Annotated in this window: 16 protein-coding genes and 2 pseudogenes; 6 read left to right on the top strand and 12 right to left on the bottom strand. The window is 71.6% G+C overall.

Annotation, left to right across the window (positions count from 1 at the left end):
- Nucleotide 1: 1 nt before the first annotated feature.
- From QMG73_RS17825 to QMG73_RS17805, 5 genes are all read left to right on the top strand, one after another.
- A complete protein-coding gene (locus QMG73_RS17825) occupies nucleotides 2–1,075 on the top strand; it encodes an adenosine deaminase (protein WP_281896971.1) in 1,074 nt (357 codons plus the stop codon).
- A gap of 446 nt (nucleotides 1,076–1,521) precedes the next feature.
- Nucleotides 1,522–4,947 carry a sensor histidine kinase gene (locus tag QMG73_RS17820; RefSeq protein WP_281896968.1) on the top strand — a complete coding sequence of 1,142 codons (3,426 nt, stop codon included), beginning with the start codon at nucleotides 1,522–1,524 and terminating at the stop codon, nucleotides 4,945–4,947.
- Nucleotides 4,947–5,351, top strand: coding sequence for a roadblock/LC7 domain-containing protein (locus QMG73_RS17815; RefSeq protein WP_281896966.1), 405 nt, complete (start codon nucleotides 4,947–4,949; stop codon nucleotides 5,349–5,351). Before QMG73_RS17820 ends, QMG73_RS17815 begins: the two co-directional genes overlap by 1 nt.
- 72 nt (nucleotides 5,352–5,423) lie before the next feature.
- Nucleotides 5,424–5,801 (top strand): DUF742 domain-containing protein, encoded by a 378-nt coding sequence (locus tag QMG73_RS17810; RefSeq protein ID WP_281896964.1) that lies wholly within the window; start codon nucleotides 5,424–5,426, stop codon nucleotides 5,799–5,801.
- A 16-nt stretch (nucleotides 5,802–5,817) separates the two neighbouring features.
- On the top strand, nucleotides 5,818–6,390 hold the full coding sequence (locus QMG73_RS17805) for a GTP-binding protein (RefSeq protein WP_281896963.1): 573 nt from the start codon (nucleotides 5,818–5,820) through the stop codon (nucleotides 6,388–6,390).
- 1,156 nt (nucleotides 6,391–7,546) lie between these two features.
- On the opposite strand, the gene QMG73_RS17800 is transcribed toward QMG73_RS17805, so the two are convergent.
- Nucleotides 7,547–10,174 carry a transposase gene (locus QMG73_RS17800; RefSeq protein ID WP_281896961.1) on the bottom strand — a complete coding sequence of 876 codons (2,628 nt, stop codon included), beginning with the start codon at nucleotides 10,172–10,174 and terminating at the stop codon, nucleotides 7,547–7,549.
- A 61-nt stretch (nucleotides 10,175–10,235) separates the two neighbouring features.
- The gene (locus QMG73_RS17795) at nucleotides 10,236–11,204 is read right to left on the bottom strand and encodes a DNA primase (protein WP_281897095.1); all 969 of its coding nucleotides are present in this window, start codon (nucleotides 11,202–11,204) and stop codon (nucleotides 10,236–10,238) included.
- Nucleotides 11,205–11,300: 96 nt separating this feature from the next.
- Here QMG73_RS17795 and QMG73_RS17790 point away from each other — a divergent pair, with 96 nt between their 5' ends.
- On the top strand, nucleotides 11,301–11,627 hold the full coding sequence (locus tag QMG73_RS17790; protein WP_281896959.1) for a PadR family transcriptional regulator: 327 nt from the start codon (nucleotides 11,301–11,303) through the stop codon (nucleotides 11,625–11,627).
- Between the two features lie 11 nt (nucleotides 11,628–11,638).
- Here QMG73_RS17790 and QMG73_RS17785 read toward each other — a convergent pair whose 3' ends face one another.
- The 10 genes and pseudogenes from QMG73_RS17785 to deoC form a co-directional block, all read right to left on the bottom strand.
- Complete coding sequence (locus QMG73_RS17785) at nucleotides 11,639–12,307, bottom strand: permease prefix domain 1-containing protein (protein ID WP_281896958.1); 669 nt, start codon at nucleotides 12,305–12,307, stop codon at nucleotides 11,639–11,641.
- 60 nt (nucleotides 12,308–12,367) lie between these two features.
- Nucleotides 12,368–14,071 (bottom strand): annotated as a pseudogene (gene cydC / locus QMG73_RS17780) (thiol reductant ABC exporter subunit CydC); the annotation flags it as partial.
- Entirely contained in the window at nucleotides 14,002–15,660 is a 1,659-nt protein-coding gene (cydD, locus tag QMG73_RS17775) for a thiol reductant ABC exporter subunit CydD (protein ID WP_281896955.1), read from the bottom strand. The gene cydD and the pseudogene cydC, both read right to left, overlap by 70 nt.
- On the bottom strand, nucleotides 15,657–16,604 hold the full coding sequence (locus QMG73_RS17770; protein WP_281896954.1) for a cytochrome d ubiquinol oxidase subunit II: 948 nt from the start codon (nucleotides 16,602–16,604) through the stop codon (nucleotides 15,657–15,659). The genes cydD and QMG73_RS17770 overlap by 4 nt, the downstream gene beginning before the upstream one ends.
- A 10-nt stretch (nucleotides 16,605–16,614) precedes the next feature.
- The gene (locus QMG73_RS17765) at nucleotides 16,615–17,871 is read right to left on the bottom strand and encodes a cytochrome ubiquinol oxidase subunit I (protein ID WP_281896952.1); all 1,257 of its coding nucleotides are present in this window, start codon (nucleotides 17,869–17,871) and stop codon (nucleotides 16,615–16,617) included.
- A gap of 105 nt (nucleotides 17,872–17,976) precedes the next feature.
- Nucleotides 17,977–18,870, bottom strand: coding sequence for a M56 family metallopeptidase (locus tag QMG73_RS17760; protein WP_281896950.1), 894 nt, complete (start codon nucleotides 18,868–18,870; stop codon nucleotides 17,977–17,979).
- A gap of 32 nt (nucleotides 18,871–18,902) precedes the next feature.
- Nucleotides 18,903–19,241: pseudogene (locus QMG73_RS17755) on the bottom strand (BlaI/MecI/CopY family transcriptional regulator); the annotation flags it as partial.
- Nucleotides 19,242–19,320: 79 nt separating this feature from the next.
- Nucleotides 19,321–20,145 carry an aldehyde dehydrogenase family protein gene (locus QMG73_RS17750; protein WP_281896948.1) on the bottom strand — a complete coding sequence of 275 codons (825 nt, stop codon included), beginning with the start codon at nucleotides 20,143–20,145 and terminating at the stop codon, nucleotides 19,321–19,323.
- A complete protein-coding gene (locus tag QMG73_RS17745; protein ID WP_281896945.1) occupies nucleotides 20,138–21,562 on the bottom strand; it encodes an aldehyde dehydrogenase family protein in 1,425 nt (474 codons plus the stop codon). The genes QMG73_RS17750 and QMG73_RS17745 overlap by 8 nt, the downstream gene beginning before the upstream one ends.
- A gap of 3 nt (nucleotides 21,563–21,565) precedes the next feature.
- Entirely contained in the window at nucleotides 21,566–22,516 is a 951-nt protein-coding gene (gene deoC / locus QMG73_RS17740; protein ID WP_281896944.1) for a deoxyribose-phosphate aldolase, read from the bottom strand.
- Nucleotides 22,517–22,543 lie beyond the last annotated feature (27 nt).

The raw sequence follows: 22,543 nt of genomic DNA, 5'->3' as shown, positions 1-22,543 counted from the left end.
CATGGTCGCAATCGCACTCGATGACATCGTCAAGGCCCCGAAGGCACTGCTTCACGACCACCTCGACGGTGGCCTGCGACCGGCGACGATCGTCGACCTGGCCGGTGCGGTGGGTCATCAGTTGCCACACACCGACCCCGATGAGCTGGGCAGATGGTTCGTGGCGGCGGCCGATTCCGGGTCGCTGGAGCGATACCTGGAGACGTTCGCGCACACCGTGGCGGTCATGCAGACCGCGCCCGCGCTGCACCGGGTCGCCGCCGAGTGCGCGCTCGACCTGGCCGCCGACGGCGTCGTGTACGCCGAGGTCCGCTTCGCACCCGAGCAGCACCTCTCTCGCGGGCTGACCCTCGACCAGGTCGTCGAGGCGGTACTGGCGGGGTTCGCGGACGGCGCCGCGCAGGCCGCCGAGGCGGGCCGCCAGATCCGGATCGGGACGCTGCTCACCGCGATGCGGCACGCGGCCCGCTCACAGGAGATCGCGGAGCTGGCCGTGCGGTACCGGGACGCCGGCGTCGTCGGCTTCGACATCGCGGGCGCCGAGGCGGGCTTCCCACCCACCCGTCACCTCGACGCCTTCGAGTACCTCCAGCGGGAGAACTTCCACTTCACCATCCATGCGGGGGAAGCCTTTGGGTTGCCCTCGATCTGGCAGGCCATCCAGTGGTGCGGGGCCGATCGGCTGGGCCACGGGGTACGGATCGTGGACGACGTCACACCAGGGTCGTCGCCGGTACTCGGGCGGCTTGCGGCATATGTCAGGGATAAGCGGATACCGCTGGAGCTGTGCCCCTCGTCCAATGTGCAGACCGGCGCCGCGACCTCCATCGCCGAGCACCCGATCGGGCTACTGCGCGACCTTCGCTTCCGGGTGACGGTGAACACGGACAACCGGCTCATGAGTGGCACCTCCATGTCGCGGGAGATGGCCCTGCTGGTGGAGGCGTTCGGATACGGCTGGGCAGAGCTTCAGTGGTTCACGATCAACGCGATGAAGAGCGCGTTCATCCCGTTCGACGAACGGCTGGCGATCATCAATGAAGTGATCAAGCCGGCGTACGCGAAGCTGATTTGACCGACCTTCGGATGTCGACAATGCCGATTCGGTGACTGTCAAGGGGACGACTGGTTACTCAGTGGTATGCGCGGACTGCGTAAACCGGCGTTTTGGTCTTGCCTCGGGTGTACGGTCGGGCAATGGTCGGCAGGGTTGGACCTTGGGAAATAATCATTGAGCGCACAACAGGCGGTCCGGTACGCCCGACATAGGTCGGCTTGTCCTGGCCTAAAAAGCCGTCGGTGAGACAATTCGGACAGCCACTGTGGTGACTAAGTGTTATCGACCGCAAACGCCTTGCTATCAATTGCCCTTGCTGTCCCAAGATCGGGGCGTTCAGGGGCAACCTGGCCTTTCTCTTTGACACGCGTCGTGATGGAATCTCGGAGGTTCGACCCGACCGGGTCGGTCGATGAGCGGTGCCCAGCAAGAAGGATCGGGCGCCGGTACGGGAGGGCGGTGACGTGAGCAAGCGGCCGAAGACGGCGGACTCTGTCATGTCGCGTCTCCGCCGGCCACTGGGTCGGCTCCGCGATCTTCCGATCTGGTCGAAGCTCGGCCTCATCATGATCGTCCCGACGCTGGCGACCATCGGGGTCGGCACCAACGGTCTGATCGAGCACCTCGGCACGGCCAACGACGCCGACCGGGCACGCACGCTCGCGCAGCTCACCGAGGCCTCCGGCGCTCTGGTGCACAACCTGCAAAACGAGCGAGCCGCCGCGGTGATGCTGCTGGGCGCCCGTGACGACGGGACGGAAAAGCGGTACCTCGAGGCGTACAACAAGCTGACCCCGCCCGTCGACGAGACCAAGCGGCCGTACCAGCAGGAGCGCAACGCCCTCAACGCCGGCGACCTCCCCGCGAACTTCCGCGAGCTGCTCGACCGCATCGACACCGGGCTCGCCGAGCTGCCCGCCACCCGCAGCCAGGTGACCAACGCGCGGCTCACGTTCAGTGACGCGTCCAAGGACTACACCGAGCTGCTCACCTCGCTGCTGTCCATTCGCGACTCCGCGGCGCAGCTCGCCGGCGACAGCACGCTGGGTGACCAGATGCGCTCCGCGGCGGCGCTGGCCCGCGACAAGGAAGCCTCCTCGCAGGAGCGCGTCGTGGTGCACGACATGCTCAGCAAGGGCCAGTTCACGCCCAACCTGCGAAACAACTTCATCGAGACGCGGGCCGCCCAGAAGCAGGCCGAGCAGACCTTCAACACAGTCGCCACCCGGGAGTACCAGGAGCTGTTCAGCCAGACGGTGGCCGGTCCCGACGAGCGCAAGGCGGCCGGCTTCGCTGGCTTCCTGACCAGCAAAGACTCCGCGACCATGACCGACGTCCCGTTCAACACGGACACGTGGGACGACGCGATGGTCAACAAGGCCGACCTGATCCGCAGCGTCGAGTCGCAGATCGATGGCGATGTCGCCGAGCGGGCCACCGCACTGCGTGACGACGAGTACGAGCAGCTCCTCGTCGAGGCCGGCGTGCTGCTGGGCGTGCTCCTGCTGGCGATCCTCTTCGCCTGGGCGGTCGCCCGGTCGATGGCCCGATCGCTGCGCGAGCTGCGGCACGGCGCGCTCTCGGTCGCCCAGTACGGGCTGCCGCAGGCGGTCGCCCGGCTGCGTGACCCGCAGATCTCCAGCCAGCTCTCTCCGGTGCAGGTCGCCAACCAGATCGCCGAGCCGCTGCCGGTACGCACCAAGGACGAGTTCGGGCAGGTGACCGAGGCGTTCAACGCGGTCCACCTGGAGGCGGTTCGCACCGCCGCCGAGCAGGCCGCCCTCCGCGCCTCCGTCGCGACCATGTTCGTCAACCTGGCCCGCCGTTCCCAGATCCTGGTCGACCGGCTCATCGGCCACCTCGACCGGCTGGAGCGCGGCGAGGAAGACCCGGATCGGCTGGCCGAGCTCTTCCAGCTCGACCACCTCGCCACCCGGATGCGCCGCAACGACGAAAACCTGCTGGTGCTCGCCGGCGCCGACTCGACCCGCGTGCAGCGCGAGCCGGCGGCCCTCATCGACGTGCTCCGGGCCGCCCAGTCCGAGGTCGAGCACTACACGCGCATCGAGTTCGGGGTCGTCGACCGTGACATCGAGGTCTCCGCGAACGCGGTCAACGACCTCGTGCACCTGGTCGCCGAGCTCTTCGACAACGCGACCGCCTTCTCGCCGCCCGACTCGCACGTGGTCGTCGAGGCCCGCCGGGTCGGCGACCGTGCCGTCCTGTACGTCGAGGACCGCGGCATCGGCATGTCGCCCGACCAGCTCCACGACCTCAACGAGCGGCTCGCCACGCCGCCGATGGTCGACGTGGCCGTCTCCCGGATGATGGGCCTCGTCGTGGTCGCCCGGCTGGCGGCACGCCACGGCGTCAAGGTCGAGCTGCGGCCCGCCGCCGAACGCGGCACCGTCGCCGACGTCACCCTGCCCACCTCGGTACTGGTGCCGCGCGCGCTCTCCGGCCGCCTCCAGCCCGGGGCACCGCTGCCGCCGCCCGTCAACCAGCCCATGGCGCAGGAGCCGCCGGCACCGCCGCGCCCGCTGTTCAGCGCGCCCCTGGCGCTGGAGAGTGGCCCGCCGGCACCGATGGTCCCGCAGCAGCCCGGCCCCGGCCGCGCGTTCGAGCCGGCACCGCTCAACGGTGGCGGCAACCCGCCCGGCCCGATGGCCACCCCGCGCTCCATGCCCGCCTGGTCCGACCTCACCGGCGCCTCGTCGGCCGTCAACGGTTCGGCCAACGGCACCAACGGCACCAGCGGTCCCCACGGCGACATGTTCAGCCCTCGCACGCCGACCAACGGGCAGCACAGCGACCCGTTGCCGCAGCGCCGCGGTGGCGACCACTGGACCGTCGACGGCGAGGTCAGCGGTCCGGCGGGCAACATCCCGCGCCAGATGCCGCCGCCGGTCTCGGCGCCGCCGGCCCGCCCGGTCTCCGGCGCACCCAACGTGGTGCCGCCCGTGTCCGGCATCCCGGTGTCGGGCATGCCCGCCTCGGCTCCGCCGTCGCACGTGCCGCACCAGCAGCCGCCCGCCAGCGTCCCGCCGCCTGCGTGGCCACCGGTCAACACGCCTGATCGCGAGGCGACTACTCCGCCGGTACCCGAAAAGCTCGCCGCGGCGCTCGACATGACCGCGGAGCTGCCGAAGCTCAGCAGGCCGCAGCCCTCGGAGGGCGCGAGCCAGCCGCCCCTGACCGCAGCCGGTGCCAACGCGGCCGCAGCCGCGTCGGCGGCAGCCGCGGCCGCCGGGGCCAAGCAGCGGTTCGCCGACGAGACGATGGAACTGCCGATCTTCCGCGAGTTGGAGTCGGCGTGGTTCCGCACGCGCCGCTCGACCTCCGAGAAGCCGACCGCCGCGCCGACGCCCTCGCCGGCCAAGCCCGCTCCGACGCCGCCGCCGGTCAAGCCCACCGAGGCTCCCGCCGCGACCACGCCGAAACCGGCCGAGGTCAAGGACGACTTTGTCACCGTCGACGCCGGCATGGTCGCCGCGCCGGTAGCAGCGCGCAGCGGCCCGCCGGCCACCGGCAACGGCGTTGTGCGCCCGGAGGCCCCGACCAGCGGTTGGCAGACCGCTGCCGACGACGGCTGGCGGGCGGCCACCAAGGCCGCCGGCTCTTCATCCAGCGAGACCACCCAGGCCGGCCTGCCCAAGCGTGTGCCGATGGCACAACTTGTGCCCGGAGGGGTGGACAAGGGCGCCACTTCGGTGCAGCGTCGTACGCCAGAGGCGGTGCGCGGTCTGCTTTCCGCGTACCACCGAGGAGTGCAACGCGGACGCACGCACCCCAAGGACGAGCAACCGGCCAGCCCGGAGGCCACATCCAAGGAGCCTCCAGCTGCCGGCGCAGGCCCCGCGGCCGGGAACGGCCAGAAGGAGCATGAGTGATGACAACAACGCAGGATCTCGGCTGGCTGCTCGCCAACTTCGCCGATCGTGTGCCCGGGGTCGCTCACGCGGTCGCGGTCTCGGCGGATGGCCTGCTGCTGGCGGCGTCGCGCGACCTGCCGCGTGACAGAGCCGACCAGCTCGCCGCCATCGCGTCCGGCCTGGTGAGCCTCACCCAGGGCGCCGCGCGGTGCTTCGAGGGTGGCGCCGTGCTCCAGACGGTGGTCGAGATGGACAACGGCTTCCTGTTCCTGATGTCGATCTCCGACGGCTCGTCCTTCGCCGTGCTGGCCGCCCGCAACTCCGACGTCGGTCAGGTCGGATACGAGATGGCACTACTCGTCGACCGGGTCGGCGACGCGCTCACCCCGGCACCGCGCACCGCCGCGGGCATGCTGGGTTGATCAAGGCATACGTGAGCCGGGCGACCGGCTGTCATAACAAACGGGTCTGTTGAAAGGGGGTGAACGGCGTTGATGGCCGAACGTGACGAACCAACCGGCGCGCTGGTCAGGCCGTACGCCGTTACCCGCGGACGGACCCGCCCCAAGCTGGATATCGCGCTGGAAGCGCTCGTCGAGACCACGGTGCGAGGCCGGTCCGCGGGTGCCACCAAGGGCGGCCAGGGCAGGGAGCATCAATACATCGCCGCGCTGTGTGACGGTCGGCTGCAATCGCTCGCGGAGATCGCGGCGCGCATGCAGCTGCCGCTCGGGGTGGCTCGGGTACTCATCGCCGACATGGCCGCCGACGGCCTTCTCGCGGTGTACGAGCCCGCGTCCCTCGAAGACTCCAATGACGCGGTGGGCACTGAATTGCTGGAGAGGGTGCTGAGTGGACTTCGCAGGCTCTGACACGTCGCACCGCCCCATGACCGGGCGCGTGACCTCGGCGAAGATCGTCATCGCCGGTGGGTTTGGCGTCGGCAAGACGACGCTCGTCGGCTCGGTCTCGGAGATCACACCGTTGACCACCGAGGCCATCATGACCTCGGCAGGCGTGGGTGTCGACGACACCCGCCAGGTGCCGGGCAAGACGACCACGACGGTCGCCATGGACTTCGGTCGCATCACGATCGATCGCGATCTGATCCTGTACTTGTTCGGCACACCGGGCCAGACACGCTTCTGGTTCATGTGGGACGAGCTGGTCCGTGGCGCGATCGGCGCGGTCGTACTGGTCGACACCCGGCGGCTCGCCGACTGCTTCGCGGCGATCGACTTCTTCGAGCATCGGCGGCTGCCGTACCTGGTGGCGATCAACTGCTTCGACGGGATGCAGTACCACGACCCGCAGGACGTACGCGACGCGCTCGCTATCTCCAGCGACGTACCGGTGATCAGCTGCGACGCCCGCAACCGCGAGTCGACCAAGCACGTCCTGATCTCGCTCGTCGAGTACGTGCTGACGATGCGCCGCTCCCGCGCCGTAGCCCCCGCCTGACCGGGCCCGAGGACGCCGCGCGCAAGCGCGGCGCCCCCACCCCATCCAGCGCACTCTTGCGCCCACCGCGCCGTGCCCGCGCAGCGCGCCCTGTCCGCGCGGCGCCCTGCCCGCGCGCAGCGCGCTCCTTGCCGCCGATCAAGGGCGAACGCACGTGCTTTGATCTCCGATCCGCGTGCATTCGCCCTTGATCGATGAGCTTCTCCTCGATCGCGGTCTGAGGGCGAGACATCCCTGAACTTGTCGCAATGCCGCGCGGCCAGCACCAAGCCGACGGCAGATCTACGCGGCACTCGCCCTCCCGCCGGCCACAGACGGGCATACGACCCCCGAAGCCCCGCCCCTTCGCCAGCAAGCGGATCCTCGCCGCCCAAGGGCAGACGGCGCCTAGTCGGCGCCGGCCGACGCCCGTTCTGGGAGCCGCGCCCCGCGCGGCCGAGCGGGGAGGCGGCGCCGTTGAGGCGGAGGGCCCGGGCCAGGAGAGGCAAGGTCGCCGTTGCGGGGCAAGCTGTGAACGTTTGTGGCTGCTCCAGCAGCCACAAACGTTCACAGCGCGAGAGGTTCGGCGGACGAATCGCGACAATACGGCCGGTGTACCGGCGCCTAGCGGCAACCGCCGCGTAGCGGCGCCTGGGCGGCGGTGGGTGCAACCTGACACGGCGCGGATCGCGTAGCTCAAGAGCGACGATCCCCGGAGACACGCCGCCGAGCTGGGCGAGTCCGACTGCGGTTGAGGGCCCGCCGCTCGGCGGATCTTTGTGCACTTGTTGAGCTCGCCAGGGCAGCAACAAGTGCACAAGATTCATGCGGCCGCAGGTAGATATCGGGCAATCCGCGCGCTGGCGGCGCGGGGCCGGACCGGACGTTGCCGTGGCCTCGACTGAGGGCCGCCACGCCTCACTCGGCGGCGCCGATCAAGGAGATCTACATGGATCAAGGGCGAATGCACGCGGAAAAGAGATCCAACCGCGTGCATTCGCCCTTGATCGACGGAACGGGGGCGCGCGCAGGTGCGCGGGCGGCGTGCGGAGCGGGGGGCGCGCGCAGGCGCGCAGGCGGCGCGCGCAGCACGGGTGCGCGCGGGCGCAGTGCGGAGCAGGGGGCGAAAGCGCTGTGTCGGCGCGTGCGGGCTGCGGCGCGCGAGCGCCGACGACGGTTAGGAGCGGTAGGCGGCGGGGGAGCGGTAGCCGTAGCCGTCGGTGTCGTCGCGGTTGACGGTGTCGCGGCTGAAGTCCCAGCCGCCGGCGGACTCGCGGCCTGGGCGACCGCCGACAGCGTATCCGCCGATCTCCTGGCCGCGCCGCCAGCCGCGGAAGTAGCTGCTGGTGTGCGCAGCGATGTTTTCGGCGTCGCGGACGATCCGAAGTGGACGCTCCTCGCGCAGCGGCGAGCCGGGCACCAGGTTGGCGTTGGGCACGCGTCGCGGGAGGCCGGAGTTGGTCTCGGCGCCCACGGCGGGCCGGGCGGCCTGCTCGGCGGCGCGCCAGCCGCTGTCGACGGAGGAGGAGGTCCAGGTCAGCTCGGAGTCCTGCTCGGGGTGACCGATGAACCACGCCGAGCGGGTCTGGGCGAAGATCAGCAGGTCACCGTCGCCCTCTTCGGCCACGGGGACGGCGCTGCGCTCGACGGCGCGGCGCGACCGTGGGCTGCGGGCGCCGCTGTCGGTGTCGACCAGGCGCAGCGACGGGGTGTCGAGCGCGGACGGGCCGAGGGCCGCCGGGGTGAGGTCGTCGCGAAGCGCGCGGTCGGCCAGCGGGGGCGGCTCGACCAGGCGCAGGCTCGGCGGCTCCTGGGGGAGGTCGTCGGCCTGCCACGGGGGCTTCACGCGGCCGCTGTCAGAGGCCGCTGGGACGGTTTGACGGTCGAGATCGCTGTAGCCGTAGGGGCGGTCGTTGACGCCCGGCTGGCGGCCTCCTGGGACGGTGGCGCGGTCGTCGTCGCTGCCGATGAGCGGCCAGTTGGCCCGCGACCCGGGAGGGGCGTCGGGAGCCGGACGCGGGGTCGGCACCGGCACCGTGAGGTCGGTGGCGGCGAACCCGCCGCCAGCGGGAGCCGGCGGTGGATCTGTGCGGGTGTTGGGGCGCGGCACGATCGGCGTGGGGCGCCGCTCGGCACGCGCGCTGTTGATCGCCGCGGTGGTCAGCGTCGCGCGGAACGGCTCGCCCGCGTCGACCGGGGCCGTCGTGCGCTGTCCGGGCACGACCGGTGCGATCGGCGTGATACCCGGTGGCGGGGGCGGCGGCGCGGAAATCGGCCGGTTCGGCGCTTCGACCGGGCGCCCCATCTCGGAAGCCGGGCGCCCCAGGTCAGAAGCCGGGCGTCCGAGGTCAGAGCCTGGGCGCCCCAGGTCGGAGGTGATCTCCGGCGGGCGCGGGCCAGCGACCTCGGCTCGCGCGGCGGGCACCTCGAGGCCGCGTGACGGTGACGGCCGTGCCGGCGGCGCCGAAGACCGGATCGGCAACGGCGTCGGCGCGCTGAGCGCGGCCGGCGACATCGGCGGGGTCAGCGGCAGCGGTGCCGGCGGTGGGGGAGGCGCCTGGCGGGTGGCGGCGGGCAGGTCGACCGACGCGGCGGCGGGAGCCGCTGGCGCTGGCCGGGCTGGAGGCGGGGTGGGTGCCGCGGGCGGCTGGGGAGGAGCCACCGCGGCGGGACGGTTGACCGGAGGCGGAGCCACCGGCGGGCGGTGCACCGGCGCGGGAGCGACGGGCGGTGTGGTCAGGGGCTGCGGTGACGCGGGTGTCGCGCTCGCGGCGGCCGGCTCCGGGCGCGCCCGGCGGCCGACGCGGGTGGCTGGGTGCTCGGCGGTCGGCGTGCGGACCGCGTGCAGGCCGGCCACGGGAGGAGTGCCGGGCGTCGCGGCGCGGCGGACGGTGCTCCGGCGGGCGTTTGCGGGCTGGCTGGTGAGGCGGGCGCTGAGGGTGCCGACGAGCGCGTCGCAACCCGCGTCGCAGGCCCGTACGGCGGCGACGGCCTGGCGCACGGTCTCGGCGACCGCCGAGGTGAGCGACTTGTTGGCCGGGCTGCGGCGGGGCGTCTCGGAGATCGCCACACGCAGCGCGGTGATCGCGTCGTCGATCGTGTCGACCTCGGCCAGCCCGTCGGCGGCGAGCCGTGTGATCAGCGCCTCACTGGCGGCGGCCGACTCGCGACGGCCACCGCTGCCGCCGTTGAGCATGCCCGGCTCGGGGAGGGCGTCGAGCACGGCGAGCGACACCGGCTCGGCCGGGTCGGGATAGGCGCGGAGGGCTGCCGGGTACAGCTCGCGCAGCACCTCGCGGAGGGCGACCGCCGCGGAAAGCCGGCCGTTGCACAGCGCCGCGTGTGCGGCGAGCACCGGCTTGTACGGCAAGAGGTCGCGCGGCACCGGCAGGACGACAGCGGAGAGCGCACCGGCCTGCAGAGCGCGTGCGAGGCCGACCGCGCGGCGTTCTGCCGCGGGTGACTGCATCTCCTCGACCGACTCGTCGTCGGCGAACCGCTCGGCGTAGTCGTCGGCGGCGTCATCGTCGGAGATGGCCAGCGGGCGACCTGCCGCGGTGAGGAGCGACGTTACGAGATGGTCGTCGCTATCCGCCGCGATGGCGACACCGGTCGGTCCACTCGAACGCTCCACGAGCAGCGCGGCCAGCCGGGCGTACCCAGCCGGATCGTCACTGATCTCGCAGACGTCGAGCAGCCGCCCTGCGTCGTCAACTACGGCGACCGTCAGCGGCGACTCGGCTGGAGCCGGTCGCGCTGTTGGATCTGCCGACGCCAGCCCGCAGTACACCCGCACGAGCGCCACGGCGTCGTCCTCCTCCCCGGACAGTGTCGTGTGCCAAGGACTGATGCTCCCTGGTGAGGGGTCAGTCGCGCCAGTCCACAGCGGCAGAGATCTTGCCGATAATCGTGCGCCAGCCAATACTTGCCTGTTGTGCCCCGATTTTCTTCAATCGGCGCCGGCCGCGAAACGCCCCAAGCCCGCCACCAGCGGCGGAACGGAGGGCCTCATCCAGATCGTCCAGAGGGGATCCGGGCGAGAGAGCCGTGAGCACAGGCTGTAGCCGCAACGCATACGCGAGGTCACGGGCCACTTCGCCGGCGTCGATGAGCAGGTGCAGATCCCACGAATCGTGGCCACCGCGCAGGTTTTCCACGACGAGGTCGAGCTCGTAAGAGTCCTCTTCGGACGCTGCCACGTCGGCGGGCTGGATCCGCTCGCGCAACTCGTCCCAGGTGTCGAGCTGGGCGAGGTCGTTGGGCGCGCCGGACCGGACGAAGGCGACCAGCGACTCGGCGTTCTTGAAGAGGAGCAGCTGACCCTTGTAGGTCAGGAACGCCGGCACGTCTTCGGCCGGCTCCTCGTCTTCTTCCTCGTCTGCCTCGGCGTCTTCGTCTTCGTCGCGCTCGTGCTTACCGCGCCGCTCGATCTCCTCGGTGGCGTCCTCGTCCTCTTCGGCGGGGAAGTCGTCGTCGAGGATGATGACGGTGTCTTCGTCGTCTTCGGGCACCGCGTGCCGGGCGCGCGACTCGAACAGGTCTTCCTCGCGCTCGCCGATATCGGTCGGCGTCAGCGTCGTGGAGAGGCGGTAAGCCCGCAGCGTCAGACCAACGCCGGACGGCAGCGCGATCTCGACCGGATCGATGCGCGTATCGGTCCAGAGCGACCGGTCTCCGGTCGCGGCGGCGCCTTCGGCGGTGGGGGTGTCGTCGTCGAGCTCCTCGTCGAGCTCGTCGGCCTCGAGCTCGTCGGCGTCGATCTCGGGCTCGTCGGCGTCTGGCCGGTTGGGCGACTGGCGGGCCACGCTGACCTCCGTGTGTGAACTGTCGTGCAGGTGACTCTGCGCACACACACCCTAGTCGTCCATCCTGAGCCGTGAGCGCCCGCACCCCGTTGGAACTCGCGGCGCGAATCGGTAGTCTGTCTACTTATGAAGGCCCAGGCCCTGCACGGGCACCTGGATGCGCTGCTCCTGGCGGTGCTGGAGGGTGGAGCGCTGCACGGATACGCCATCATCGAGGCGCTTAAATTCCGCAGCGGCGGTTCGCTCGATCTGCCTACCGGCACCGTCTATCCGGCCATGCGAAGGCTGGAGCGAGCCGGATACGTGGAGAGCGCGTGGAGCACCGTCAATGGCCGGGAACGCCGGACATACCAGCTCACCAAGGCGGGGCACGGCGCGCTGGCGGGCGAGCGCGAGAGCTGGCAGGAGTTCAGCACGACGGTGAGCCGCTTTCTGGGCGCCGCACCGGCCTGAGCACGCGCCGGCTATGCCAGGCGCGCCGCCGCCACGCAGGTCGCGGCCGAGCGGCCCAGCCACCAGTACGCCACCATGATCGCGCCGCCACCCAACAGCATGGGCGGCCAGGTGAGCGCGGCATTCCAGAGCACCACCGACCACACGTACAGGACGAAGCCGCCCGCGGAGTTGACCGCCACCAGGGCGAACGCCCCGACGCCGACCGCCTTGGCAAGACCGCGCCGCACCGGGCCTCGCCGCCGGGCGGACCACATCATCAGCCCATACGCCGACAGGGCCATCAGTGCGACCACGTATCCGAGGTGGTCCTGCACGTCGGAGGCGAAGACGTAGGCATCCGGCGGGAACGGGCCGGACGCGGTCCACGGCGCCCGCCACCACATGAGCTGAGCGAACTGCGAGAGCAGGACAGGCACCAGCGCCAGTCGCAGCGCGAGCTGCCGGGCCGCGCCCATGGCCAGCTCCGCCTGGTAGGCCGGGGCCAGCTCCACCACCGTGCCGAACTCGGCCACCGCCTGCCGCTCGGCCTCGGACTCTGGCAGACCAGCCTCGCGGTATCCCTCAACGGCGTCGACCAAGCCGTGGCGCGCCTCGGTGAGCATGTCTTGCTTGAGCCGGCCGGGACCGATCAGTGCACCGTCGAGGTGGCGCATGTAGTCGTCGATGGTGGCGCGCATACCGCCGAGCGTGCCACGGGGCACCGACAGGTTGCATCAGGGTTAGACCCCTAGGCATCCTTAGGCGGCGCTGAGATAGCCGCGTTCGGCGGTCTCCTGTGCGAGCCACTGGTCCCGGTACCAGCCAGGAGCCTCGACCAACTCGGCGTGGCGGCCCTGCTGCACCACGCGGCCGTTGTCGAGTACGACGACGTGGTCGAAGTCGGCGAGGCCGCGCAGCCGGTGTGTGACAAGTACCACCGTGGCGCGGGCACTCGCCACCACGGCGGCCAGCACGCGGTCAGCGGCGCTCGGGTCGAGCCCTTCGGTGGGCTCGTCGAGCACCAGGACAGCCGGGTCGAGCAGGACCGCGCGGGCCAGCGCGAGCCGCTGCCGCTGCCCGCCGGAGAGCTGGCCACCGTCTTCGCCCACCACGGTGTCCCAGCCGTCCGGCTGTTCCCGTACCCAGTCCAGGAGCCCCGCGGTCGCGCAGGCCGCGGCGAGGTCGTCGTCGGTGGCGCCGGCCCGGCCGAGCGCCAGGTTTTCGCGCACCGTGGCGTGGAACACGTGCGCGTCGGCGAGCAGCCCACCCACCGCCGAGGGGGCGGCCGACTCGGCGAGCACCCGGAGCAGCGTGCTCTTGCCCGCCCCGCTCGGCCCCACGATGCCGATGCGGTGGCCGGGCGGCAGTTCGAGGCTGACGCCGTCGAGCGCCGGTGGTCCACCCGGCCGGTACCGCACGGTGACGTCGCGCAAGGCGGTCGGCGTGTCTCCCGACCGGTCTTCGAGGGGCGGCGGGTCCAGCAGGTCGGCGACGCGGCGCAGGCCGGTGCGCAGCTCGGTGTGCTGGCGGGCGGCGGTGACCAGCGCCAGGCTCGCCTCGACCGCGGCGAGCGTGCCGACGGCGAGCACCCCGACGAGCACGCCGTCGACGCTGGCGGAGAGCGCGGCGGCCACCACGGCGGCCGAGGTGGCGCCGGCGATCAGCACACCGGCCGCGTCGACGGCCCAGCCCGCCGCCGCGAGGCGCCGCTCCAGCGCGGCAAGCTCGCGGGCCCGGCCGGACGCCGCGTCGAGCGCGGTGCCGGTGGCGCCGAACGCCGCCAGGTCGGCCGCGCCGTGCGTGAGGTCGATCGCGTCGGCGGCAAGGGCGGCGCGCAGCGGGGCGACACGATCGGCGGTGCGCCTGGTCAGGGCGGTCGCGGCGGCGGGCAGCGCCACGCCGGCCACGAGCAGGCCACCTGCCAGCGCAAGCGCCGCCGGAAGCGAGATCGCCGTCGCACCAGCCAGCGCCAGTACGCCCACAGCCGACGCCGCGGCACCCGGCACGAGCACCCGGAGCAGCAGATCCTGTACGGCGTCCACATCGGACACGAGCCGGCTGAGCGCGTCGCCCGAGCGGGCCTGCTCGCGCCGCCCGGCCAGCGTCGCGAAGGCGCGAGCACGGACCTCCGTGATGATCCGCAGTACCGCGTCGTGCCCGGCGAGCCGCTCGGTGTATCGCAGCACGCCGCGCCCGATGGCCAGCGCGCGCACGGAGACGATCGCGACGGTGAGCGCGGCGACCGGCGGCTGCCCGGCGGCCGTGATCAGCAGCCAGGTGGCGGTCGCCATGAGGGCGAGGCCCGCCAGTTCGGTGCCCGCGGCCAGTACGCCGGCGAGCAGCAGCCGGCCCAGGTACGGGCGGGCGAGCCGCAGGACGCGGCGCTCGGGGCTCATGCTGGCGCTCCCACGGGGGAGTCGGCGGTCACCCGGCCGCCTTCGACCCGGATGACCCGGTCGGCCTCGGCGAGCAGTGCCGGCCGGTGCGCCACCAGCAGCGCGGTGCGGCCGGCGACGAGCTTGCGGGTGGCTGCCAGTACGGCTGCTTCGGAGGCGGCGTCGAGCCGGGCGGTCGGCTCGTCGAGGAGCAGGATCGGCGCGTCGCGCAGGAAGGCTCGGGCGAGCGCCAACCGCTGCCGCTGCCCGCTGGACAGGCCGTGGCCGCGCTCGCCGAGCACGGTGTCGAGCCCGTCAGGCAGGGCGTCGACGACCTCGTCGAGCGCGGCGGCCTTGAGCGCGATCCGCACCTGCTCGTCGGTGGCGCCGGGCGCGCCGAGGCGGATGTTGTCGGCCAGCGACGAGGCGAACAGGTGGGCCCGCTGCGGCACCCACGCGATCTGCCGGCGCCACCCGTCGAGATCAGCGGTGGCGAGGTCGACGCCGCCGACCAGTACCCGCCCGGAGGTGGGCGTCACGAACCCGAGCACCAGCCCCAGCAGCGTGCTCTTGCCCGCTCCGCTGGGCCCGATCAGCGCGACCCGTTCGCCGGGCCGGATCACGAGCGACACGTCGCGCAGCGCCACGCCCCGCTCGTACTCGACCGTCACGCGCTCCAACCGGATCTCGCCGGCCGGCACGGAGGCGGTGGCGGACGGCCGGGCGGACGGGTCACCGATCAGCGCGAAGGATTGGTTGAGGGCGGTGAGACCCTCCATGCTCGCGTGGAACTTGGCGCCGGCCGCCCGCAACGGCAGGTACGCCTCGGGGGCGAGCAGCAGCACCAGCAGCGCTGTCTGGAGCGTCAGGCCACCGGACAGCAGCCGCAGCCCGACCGGTACGGCCACGAGCGCCACGGACAGCGTGGCGACCAGTTCCAGGGCGAGCCCGGACAGGAACGCGATCCGCAGCGTGCGCATCGTGGCCACCCGGTGCCCGTCGGCCATCCGCCGGACCACCTCGACCTGGGCGCGCACCCGCCCGAACGCCCGCAGCGTCGGAAGGCCGGCCACCATGTCGAGGAAGTGGCCGCCGAGCATCGACAGGCGCCGCCACTGGCGCTCGGTGGCGGCCTGCGCCTGCCAGCCCAGCAGCGCCCCGAAGATCGGGATGAGCGGCAGGGTGACCGCGACGATCAGCGCCGAACTCCAGTCGGCGAAGGTCAGCCGCGCCAGCACCGCGACCGGCACGGTCACGCTGAGGACGAGCTGTGGCAGGTATCCGGTGAAGTAGGCGTCGAGTGCGTCCAGGCCCCGACCGGCGAGCGTGGCGATCTCGCCGGCGCGCTGGCCAGCCACCCATGCCGGTCCCCGCGCGCCGACCGAGCCGAGCAGCTCGGTGCGCAGCGCCGCCTTGACGGTGGCCGCGGCGCGGGCGGCCACCACGCCCTGCCCCCAGACCACGCCGGCTCGGGCCGCCACGGCGGCCACGAAGGCCGCGAGCGCCGGGCGATCGAGCCGGCCGTCCGCCGCCGCGGCGAGCAGCGTCGCGAGGGCGGTCGCCTGGGCGATGACGACGACACCGGCCGCGATCCCCAGCGCACCGAGTGCGCCGAACTGCCGCCGGGTCGCGGGAACCCGGCGGAGCAGTCGGGGATCGAACGGCCGTCGGCTCACCAGTACACCGGCGCCCGGTCGTCGATCCGGCCTCGGAAAGCCCACCAGCACATCGCTTGGAAGCCTAGTAGGGCCGGCAGCAGCGGGACGGCGAGCCAGCTCAACAGCCGCAACGTGGGACCGCTGGCCGCGGCGTCGGCCACCGTCAGGCCCGTGACCGGCGAAAACGGCCACATCGTGGCTCCCACCAGCAACACCGGCACCGCCAGCGCCAGGGATGTCGCCGCGAACGCGACACCGTTTCGCCGGCCCAGAGTGACGCGAGCCACCATCAGGCACACCACCAGCAGCGCCAGTCCGGCGATCACCACTGGTAGGCGGTGCGCGTGTCCGCGTACCCGAGAAGAGAGCAGGCCCGCGACGGTGGCGGCGCCGACCGCGGCGAGTGCCAGGGGTGCCAGCTTGCGGCCGATCTTGTCGAAGCCTCCCTCGGGGAGGCGCAGCGCGAGGAACGCGGCGCCGTGCGTCGCGACCAGCGCGACGAACGCGAGACCTGAGATCAGGGCGAACGAGGTGAAGACATGGCCGGGTACGCCTTGGAGGAGCCCGGCGAGCACCGCTCCCCAGGCGAAGGCGGCGACCGTGCTGCTCACGATGATCACGCGGTCCCAGGCGTGCTTGGCGACGTCGCTGGCCGGCCGGCTGCGCAACTGCACCGAGGCGGTCACGGTGAGCACGGCGGCGAGAGCGAGCGCCACAGCGGGATAGAGGCCGGACAGCAACTCGCCCTCCAGCAGGGGGAACGCGCCGAAGAGGATGCCGACGGCGGCGACAAGCCAGACCTCGTTGCCGAGGAAGAACGGGCCGACCGCGGTCAGCATGGCGCGGCGTTCCGGTGCGGTGCGGGCCCGCGCGAGCAGGATGCCGGTGCCGTAGTCGTAGCCACCGAGCACGAAGTAGGTGGCGAAGAAGAGCCCGAGCAGGGCGTACCAGGCGGTGCTCACAGGAACCTCCTCAGGCCAGGACCCGCTCGGGCCGGGGCTCGGTGGTGGGACTTTCGTAGTGACGCCCGAGCGAGGGGTCGGCGGCGCCGGCATGGGCGTATCGAGCTATCAGGTACCAGTCGGTGATCGCCAGCGTCAGCAGGAGCGCGGTGAAGCCGAGGAAGGAGGCGAGCATCGTGCCGCCGCTCACCGGGCTGACCGCGTCGGACGTCTTCTGCAGCCCGTACACGATCCACGGTTGGCGGCCGATCTCGCGGAACAGCCAGCCGAAGATCGCCGCGACGAACGGCAGCGGCACGGCGAACAAGAGCATGAACAGCGGTGCCCGCATCCGGATGATCCAGTCACGGAAGAGGAGCGGGAGCAGGAAGACGACGAGGCCCAGCAGGTTGGCAATAATGATCATGAAGCCGAGAGGGGCGCCGACCCATTCCGGTGGCAGGTAGTCGGCCGCGCTCCCGCCGAACCGGGCGGCGAAGTCGGTCGCGGCGGCCATCTTGTCGTGTTCGTCGCCGAACTTGGTGGGCTGGATCGTGCCCAGGTAGCCGAACTGGGCGTATCCGAAGCCGGTCACCATGACGGTGCCGATGCTCGCAGTGACGACGCCGATCCGCAGTGACGTGCGGAAAAGCTCGTAGTCGGCGGTGCGCCGGATGAGGTGCCAGGCGCTGATGCCCGCGACCAGGAAGCCGCCGACCGTCAGCGCGGCGAAGGTCACGTGGCCGAAGGCGATGCCGAACGACTGGTTGCGCAGCAGGGCACCGAAGTCCGCCAGGTGCAGGACGCCGTCTCGCACCTCGTAGCCCACCGGGTGCTGCAGGAACGAGTTGGCGACCATCACCCAGAACGCGGAGGCGTATGCCGTGATAGCGACGCCCCATAGCAGCGCCAGGTGCACGCCGCGCCGCAGCCGGTGCCACCCGAAGATCCACATGCCCAGGAACGTGGACTCCAGGAAGAACGCGACCAGCGTCTCGATGGCCAGCGGTGCCCCCACGACGTTGCCGGCGTAGTGCGAGAGGCCGCTCCAGTTCAGCCCGAACTGGAACTCCATCACCAGCCCGGTCGCGATTCCCAGGACGTAGTTGATCAGGTAGAGGGTGCCCCAGAAGCGGGTGAGGCGCTCGTACACCGGCTTCTTGGTGATCACCCATGCGGTCTGCAGGTAGACCAGCACGGTGACCAGGCCCAGCGTCACGAGCACGAACAGGAAGTGGATCGACGTCGTCGTGGCGAACTGGAGTCGCGCGAGGAGTAACGGGTCCATGAGTCAGCCCCCTCTCGATGTAGCCAGCCTACACGTAGGCTGGCTACACATTAATCTACGACGACTCGTAGTAGATTAACTCTTGGAGGTCAGCTCAGGAACAGCTCAGCTCAGGAACAGCGAGACTGGCAGCGCCACCAGCGTCAGCGTCACCGCGAGAGCCAGCGCGCCCCGCACCCGCGGTGGCCGGCCGGTCGTGAGCAGCCGGCGCACCCGCGCGTCCAGCTCCGTGTCCGCGATACCCAGGGCCCCGGCGGGCGTGACCCGCGACGGCGCGGTCGCGAACCGCAGAAGCGCCCCCGCGAGCTGCCCGTCGGCGTGCAACTGCCGCGCTTTGTCGTCCGCCCGCATCTCCACGAGCAGCGACACCCGCTCGCGCGCGGCCTCGACCCAACCGGCCCACGGCAGGGCCCGGCACAGCCCGGTGAACGGCAGCAGCACCAGATCGTGCCGCTCGTCGGCGTGGGCGCGCTCGTGGCTCAGTACCGCCGCGAGCTGCGCGCGGTCGAGCAGGCTGAGGGTGCCGGCGCTGACCACGACCTGCGGTCGCATGCCCGGCAGGCAGTACGCCGCCGCACTCGGATGGTCGAGCACGAGCGCGCCGGGCGCGGCCGGGTCGTCGCGGCCCACCAGGTTGAGCAGCTCGCGGTGCCGGCGCTGCGCCCGGATCGCGCGGAGCCCGCACGTCACCGTCGTGCCCAGCAGTACGCCGGCCACGCCGAGCGCGGCCGCGATCTGCAGAGCGTGCACGAGGCCGAAGCCGGGCGGGAGGTCACCACGCACCAGCCGGCCCAGCGCGGTGCTGACATTGGTGCCGTACGGCGCGAGGCCCATCGACAGCGGCAGCCCGATCGCCGACAGGCCCAGCGCGAGGCCGAGCGCCTGCCAGCAGACGATCGCGACCCGGGGCGCCCGGTATGTCCAGGTGGAGCGGGTCAGCACCTGCGCGGTGAGGTAGCACGCCATGACCGCGCCCGCGAAATGAACGGCGTACACCATGGCGGTCAGCTTTTCCCGTCCGCGGCTTCCTCAGCCAACGCCGCACGCAGCACGTCGGCCTCGGTGCCGCTCACCGAGCGGGCGAACCGGACCAGCGCCGCGTCGCGCTCGCCGGCCAGGTCGAGGGCATCGAGCATGAGCTGGGCGATGTACGCCTCGCGGCTGGCCGCCGGCCGGTAGCTCCAGGCTCGGCCGGCCCGCTCGCGCTCGACCATGCCCTTGCCGGCGAGCCGGTCGAGCACCGTCATGACGGTTGTGTACGCCAGCTCGCGGTCATGCAGAGACTCCGCCACCTCGCGGACGGTCAGCGGCGTGCGTCGATCCCACAGTACGTCCATCACGGCACGTTCGAGCTCACCCAGGCGCATCACGACATCGATGCTACCGCTCGTAGTAGCCCTCCCGCTCCCGCCGCCGCCCGCCGGATGTGAGTGCTGTCACGCGCGAGTTCTAGACGCCCTTGGGGTGCCAGACGGTCTTGGTTTCGAGGAAAGCGGTCAGGCGGCCCAGGCCCGGGTCGGCATGCCAGTCGATCGGGGTGGCGGATGGGCGCACTACGCGCTTGAGGTTGTCGGCCGCCGCTTCCTCCAGCGACCGCGCCAGCTCGGCCTCGAGGGCGCCGGTGAGGTCGATCGCGTTGACGTCCATGTGGGCGGCCAGCCAGGGCCCGGTCTCCTCGACCCGGCCCGTCAGGATGTTGACCACGCCGCCGGGCAGGTCGGACGTGGCGAGCACCTCGGCCAGCGTTACCGCGGGCAGTGGCTGCCCCTCGGAGGCGAGCACCACCACCGTGTTGCCGGTCACGATGGCGGGCGCCACGACGCTGACCAGGCCGAGCAGCGGCGAGTCCGGCGGGGCGACGACACCGACGACGCCGGTGGGCTCCGGGGCGGAGAGGTTGAAGTAGGGCCCGGCGACCGGGTTCGCGTTGCCGTACACCTGGGCGATCTTGTCGGACCAGCCCGCGTACCAGACCCAGCGGTCGATCGCCGCGTCGACGTCGGCGGGCGCTTCGCCCAGTCCGATGAACTGGTCGCGGCGGCCTTCCAGCATCTCGGCGATCCGGTAGAGGATCTGCCCCCGGTTGTACGCGGTGGCACCCGACCAGCCCTTCACGGCCGCGCGGGCGGCGACCACCGCGTCCCGTACGTCCTTGCGGGAGGCGAGCGCCACATTGGAGTCCTGCACGAGATACGACCGTCCCGACTCGCTGCGCGGGAACTTCCCGCCGACGTACAGCTTGTAGGTCTTGCGGACCGCCAACCGGTCAGACATCGAGGTACGCCTCCAGCCCGTGCCGGCCACCCTCGCGGCCGTAGCCCGACTCCTTGTACCCGCCGAACGGCGCGGTCGGGTCGAACTTGTTGAACGTGTTCGCCCACACCACACCGGCGCGCAGCCGATCGGCCATCCACAGGATGCGGGAGCCCTTGTCGGTCCAGACCCCGGCGGACAGCCCGTACGGCGTGTTGTTGGCCTTCTCGACGGCCTCGGCAGGGGTGCGGAAGGTGAGCACCGACAGCACCGGCCCGAAGATCTCCTCGCGCGCGATGCGGTGCGCCTGGGTGACGCCGGTGAAGATCGTCGGCGCGAACCAGAAGCCCCGGTCCGGCAACGAACACGGAGGCGACCACTGCGTCGCCCCCTCAGAAGCGCCGATCTCCGAGAGCGTGCGGATGCGGTCGAGCTGTGCGGCCGAGTTGATCGCGCCGATGTCCGTGTTCTTGTCGAGCGGGTCGCCGACGCGCAGCAGCGCCATGCGCCGCTTCAGCGAGGCCAGTACCTCGTCGTAGACCGACTCCTGCACGAGCAGGCGGGACCCGGCGCAGCACACGTGACCCTGGTTGAAGAAGATGCCGTTGACGATGCCCTCGACCGCCTGGTCGATCGGGGCGTCGTCGAAGACGATGTTGGCCGCCTTGCCGCCGAGTTCGAGCGTGAGCTTCTTGCGGGTGCCGGCGACAGCGCGGGCGATGGCCCGGCCAACATCGGTCGAACCGGTGAACGCCACCTTGTCGACGCCGGGGTGGGACACGAGCGCGTGCCCGGTGTCGCCCGCGCCGGTGACGATGTTGACCACGCCCGGAGGCAGGTCGGCCTCCTGGCAGATCTCGGCGAACAGCAGCGCGGTCAGCGGGGTGGTCTCGGCGGGCTTGAGCACCACCGTGTTGCCGCAGGCGAGCGCCGGTGCGATCTTCCAGGCCAGCATCAGCAGCGGGAAGTTCCACGGGATGACCTGGCCGGCGACGCCAACGGGGCGTGGCGATGGCCCGAAGCCGGCATATCCGAGCTTGTCGGCCCAGCCGGCGTAGTAGAAGAAGTGCGCCGCCACCAGCGGGACGTCGACGTCGCGCGACTCGCGGATCGGCTTGCCGTTGTCGATCGACTCCAGCACCGCCAGCTCGCGGGAGCGCTCCTGGATGATCCGGGCGATCCGGTACAGGTACTTGGCCCGCTCGCGACCCGACGTGCGCGACCAGACCTTCTCGTACGCCGTGCGTGCGGCACCCACCGCGCTGTCGACCTCGGCCTCGGTGGCCCAGGCGACCTCGGCGAGCACCTCTTCGGTGGCCGGGTTGACGGTCTTGTTCCGGTTTTCGCCGTCGACCCACTCGCCGTTGACGAACAGGCCGTACGACGGCTTGATGTCCACAATCGAGCGTGACTCGGGCGCCGGGGCGTATTCGAACATGGTTCAGTCCACCGTGAAGTAGTCCGGGCCGGAGTAGTGCCCGGTCCTGAGCTTGGTGCGCTGCATCAGCAGGTCGTTGAGCAGCGTCGAGGCGCCGAAGCGGAACCAGTCCGGATCGAGCCAGTCCGCGCCGGCGGTCTCGTTGACCACGACGAGGTACTTGATCGCGTCTTTCGTGGTGCGGATGCCGCCGGCCGGCTTGACGCCCACCTGCCGGCCGGTCGCGGCCCGGAAGTCGCGGACGGCCTCCAGCATCACGAGCGTCACCGGAAGGGTGGCGGCCACCGGGACCTTGCCGGTCGATGTCTTGATGAAGTCGCCGCCGGCCAGCATGGCCAGCCACGAGGCGCGGCGCACGTTGTCGTACGTGGCGAGCTCGCCGGTCTCCAGGATCACCTTGAGGTGCGCGTCGCCGCAGGCCTCCTTGACGGCCACGATCTCGTCGTACACCTCGGCGTACCGGCCGGACAGGAAGGCACCCCGGCTGATCACCATGTCGATCTCGTCGGCGCCGGCCGCCACAGCCGCCCGGGTGTCGGCGATCTTGACGTCGAGCGGGGCCTGGCCGGAGGGGAAAGCGGTGGCGACGCTCGCGAGGTGGACACCCGAGCCACGCAGGGCCTCGGCGGCGACGGGCACCATCGACGGGTACACGCAGACCGCCGCGACCGCGGGTGCCTCAGGGTCGGCCGGATCGGGGCGGCGTGCCTTGGCGCACAGCGCCCGCACCTTGCCCGGGGTGTCGGCACCCTCCAGCGTGGTGAGGTCGACCATCCGGATCGCGAGGTCGATGGCCCACGCCTTGGCGGTCGTCTTGATCGAGCGGGTGCCCAGCATCGCGGCGCGCTGCTCGGCGCCGACCTGGTCGACACCGGGCAATCCATGCAGGAACGTGCGTAACGCCGCGTCCGACCGCCCGATGTCGGCGAACGCCGAGGTAGCTGTCGCCGTCATACCGCCGAGTCTAGACAGACGGGAAGG

The sequence above is a fragment of the Phytohabitans aurantiacus genome (genome assembly GCF_027923225.1).
GTDB classification, from domain to species: domain Bacteria; phylum Actinomycetota; class Actinomycetes; order Mycobacteriales; family Micromonosporaceae; genus Phytohabitans; species Phytohabitans aurantiacus.
Note: the sequence above shows the minus strand (reverse complement) of the source record. Positions and strands in the feature narration are given on the sequence as shown.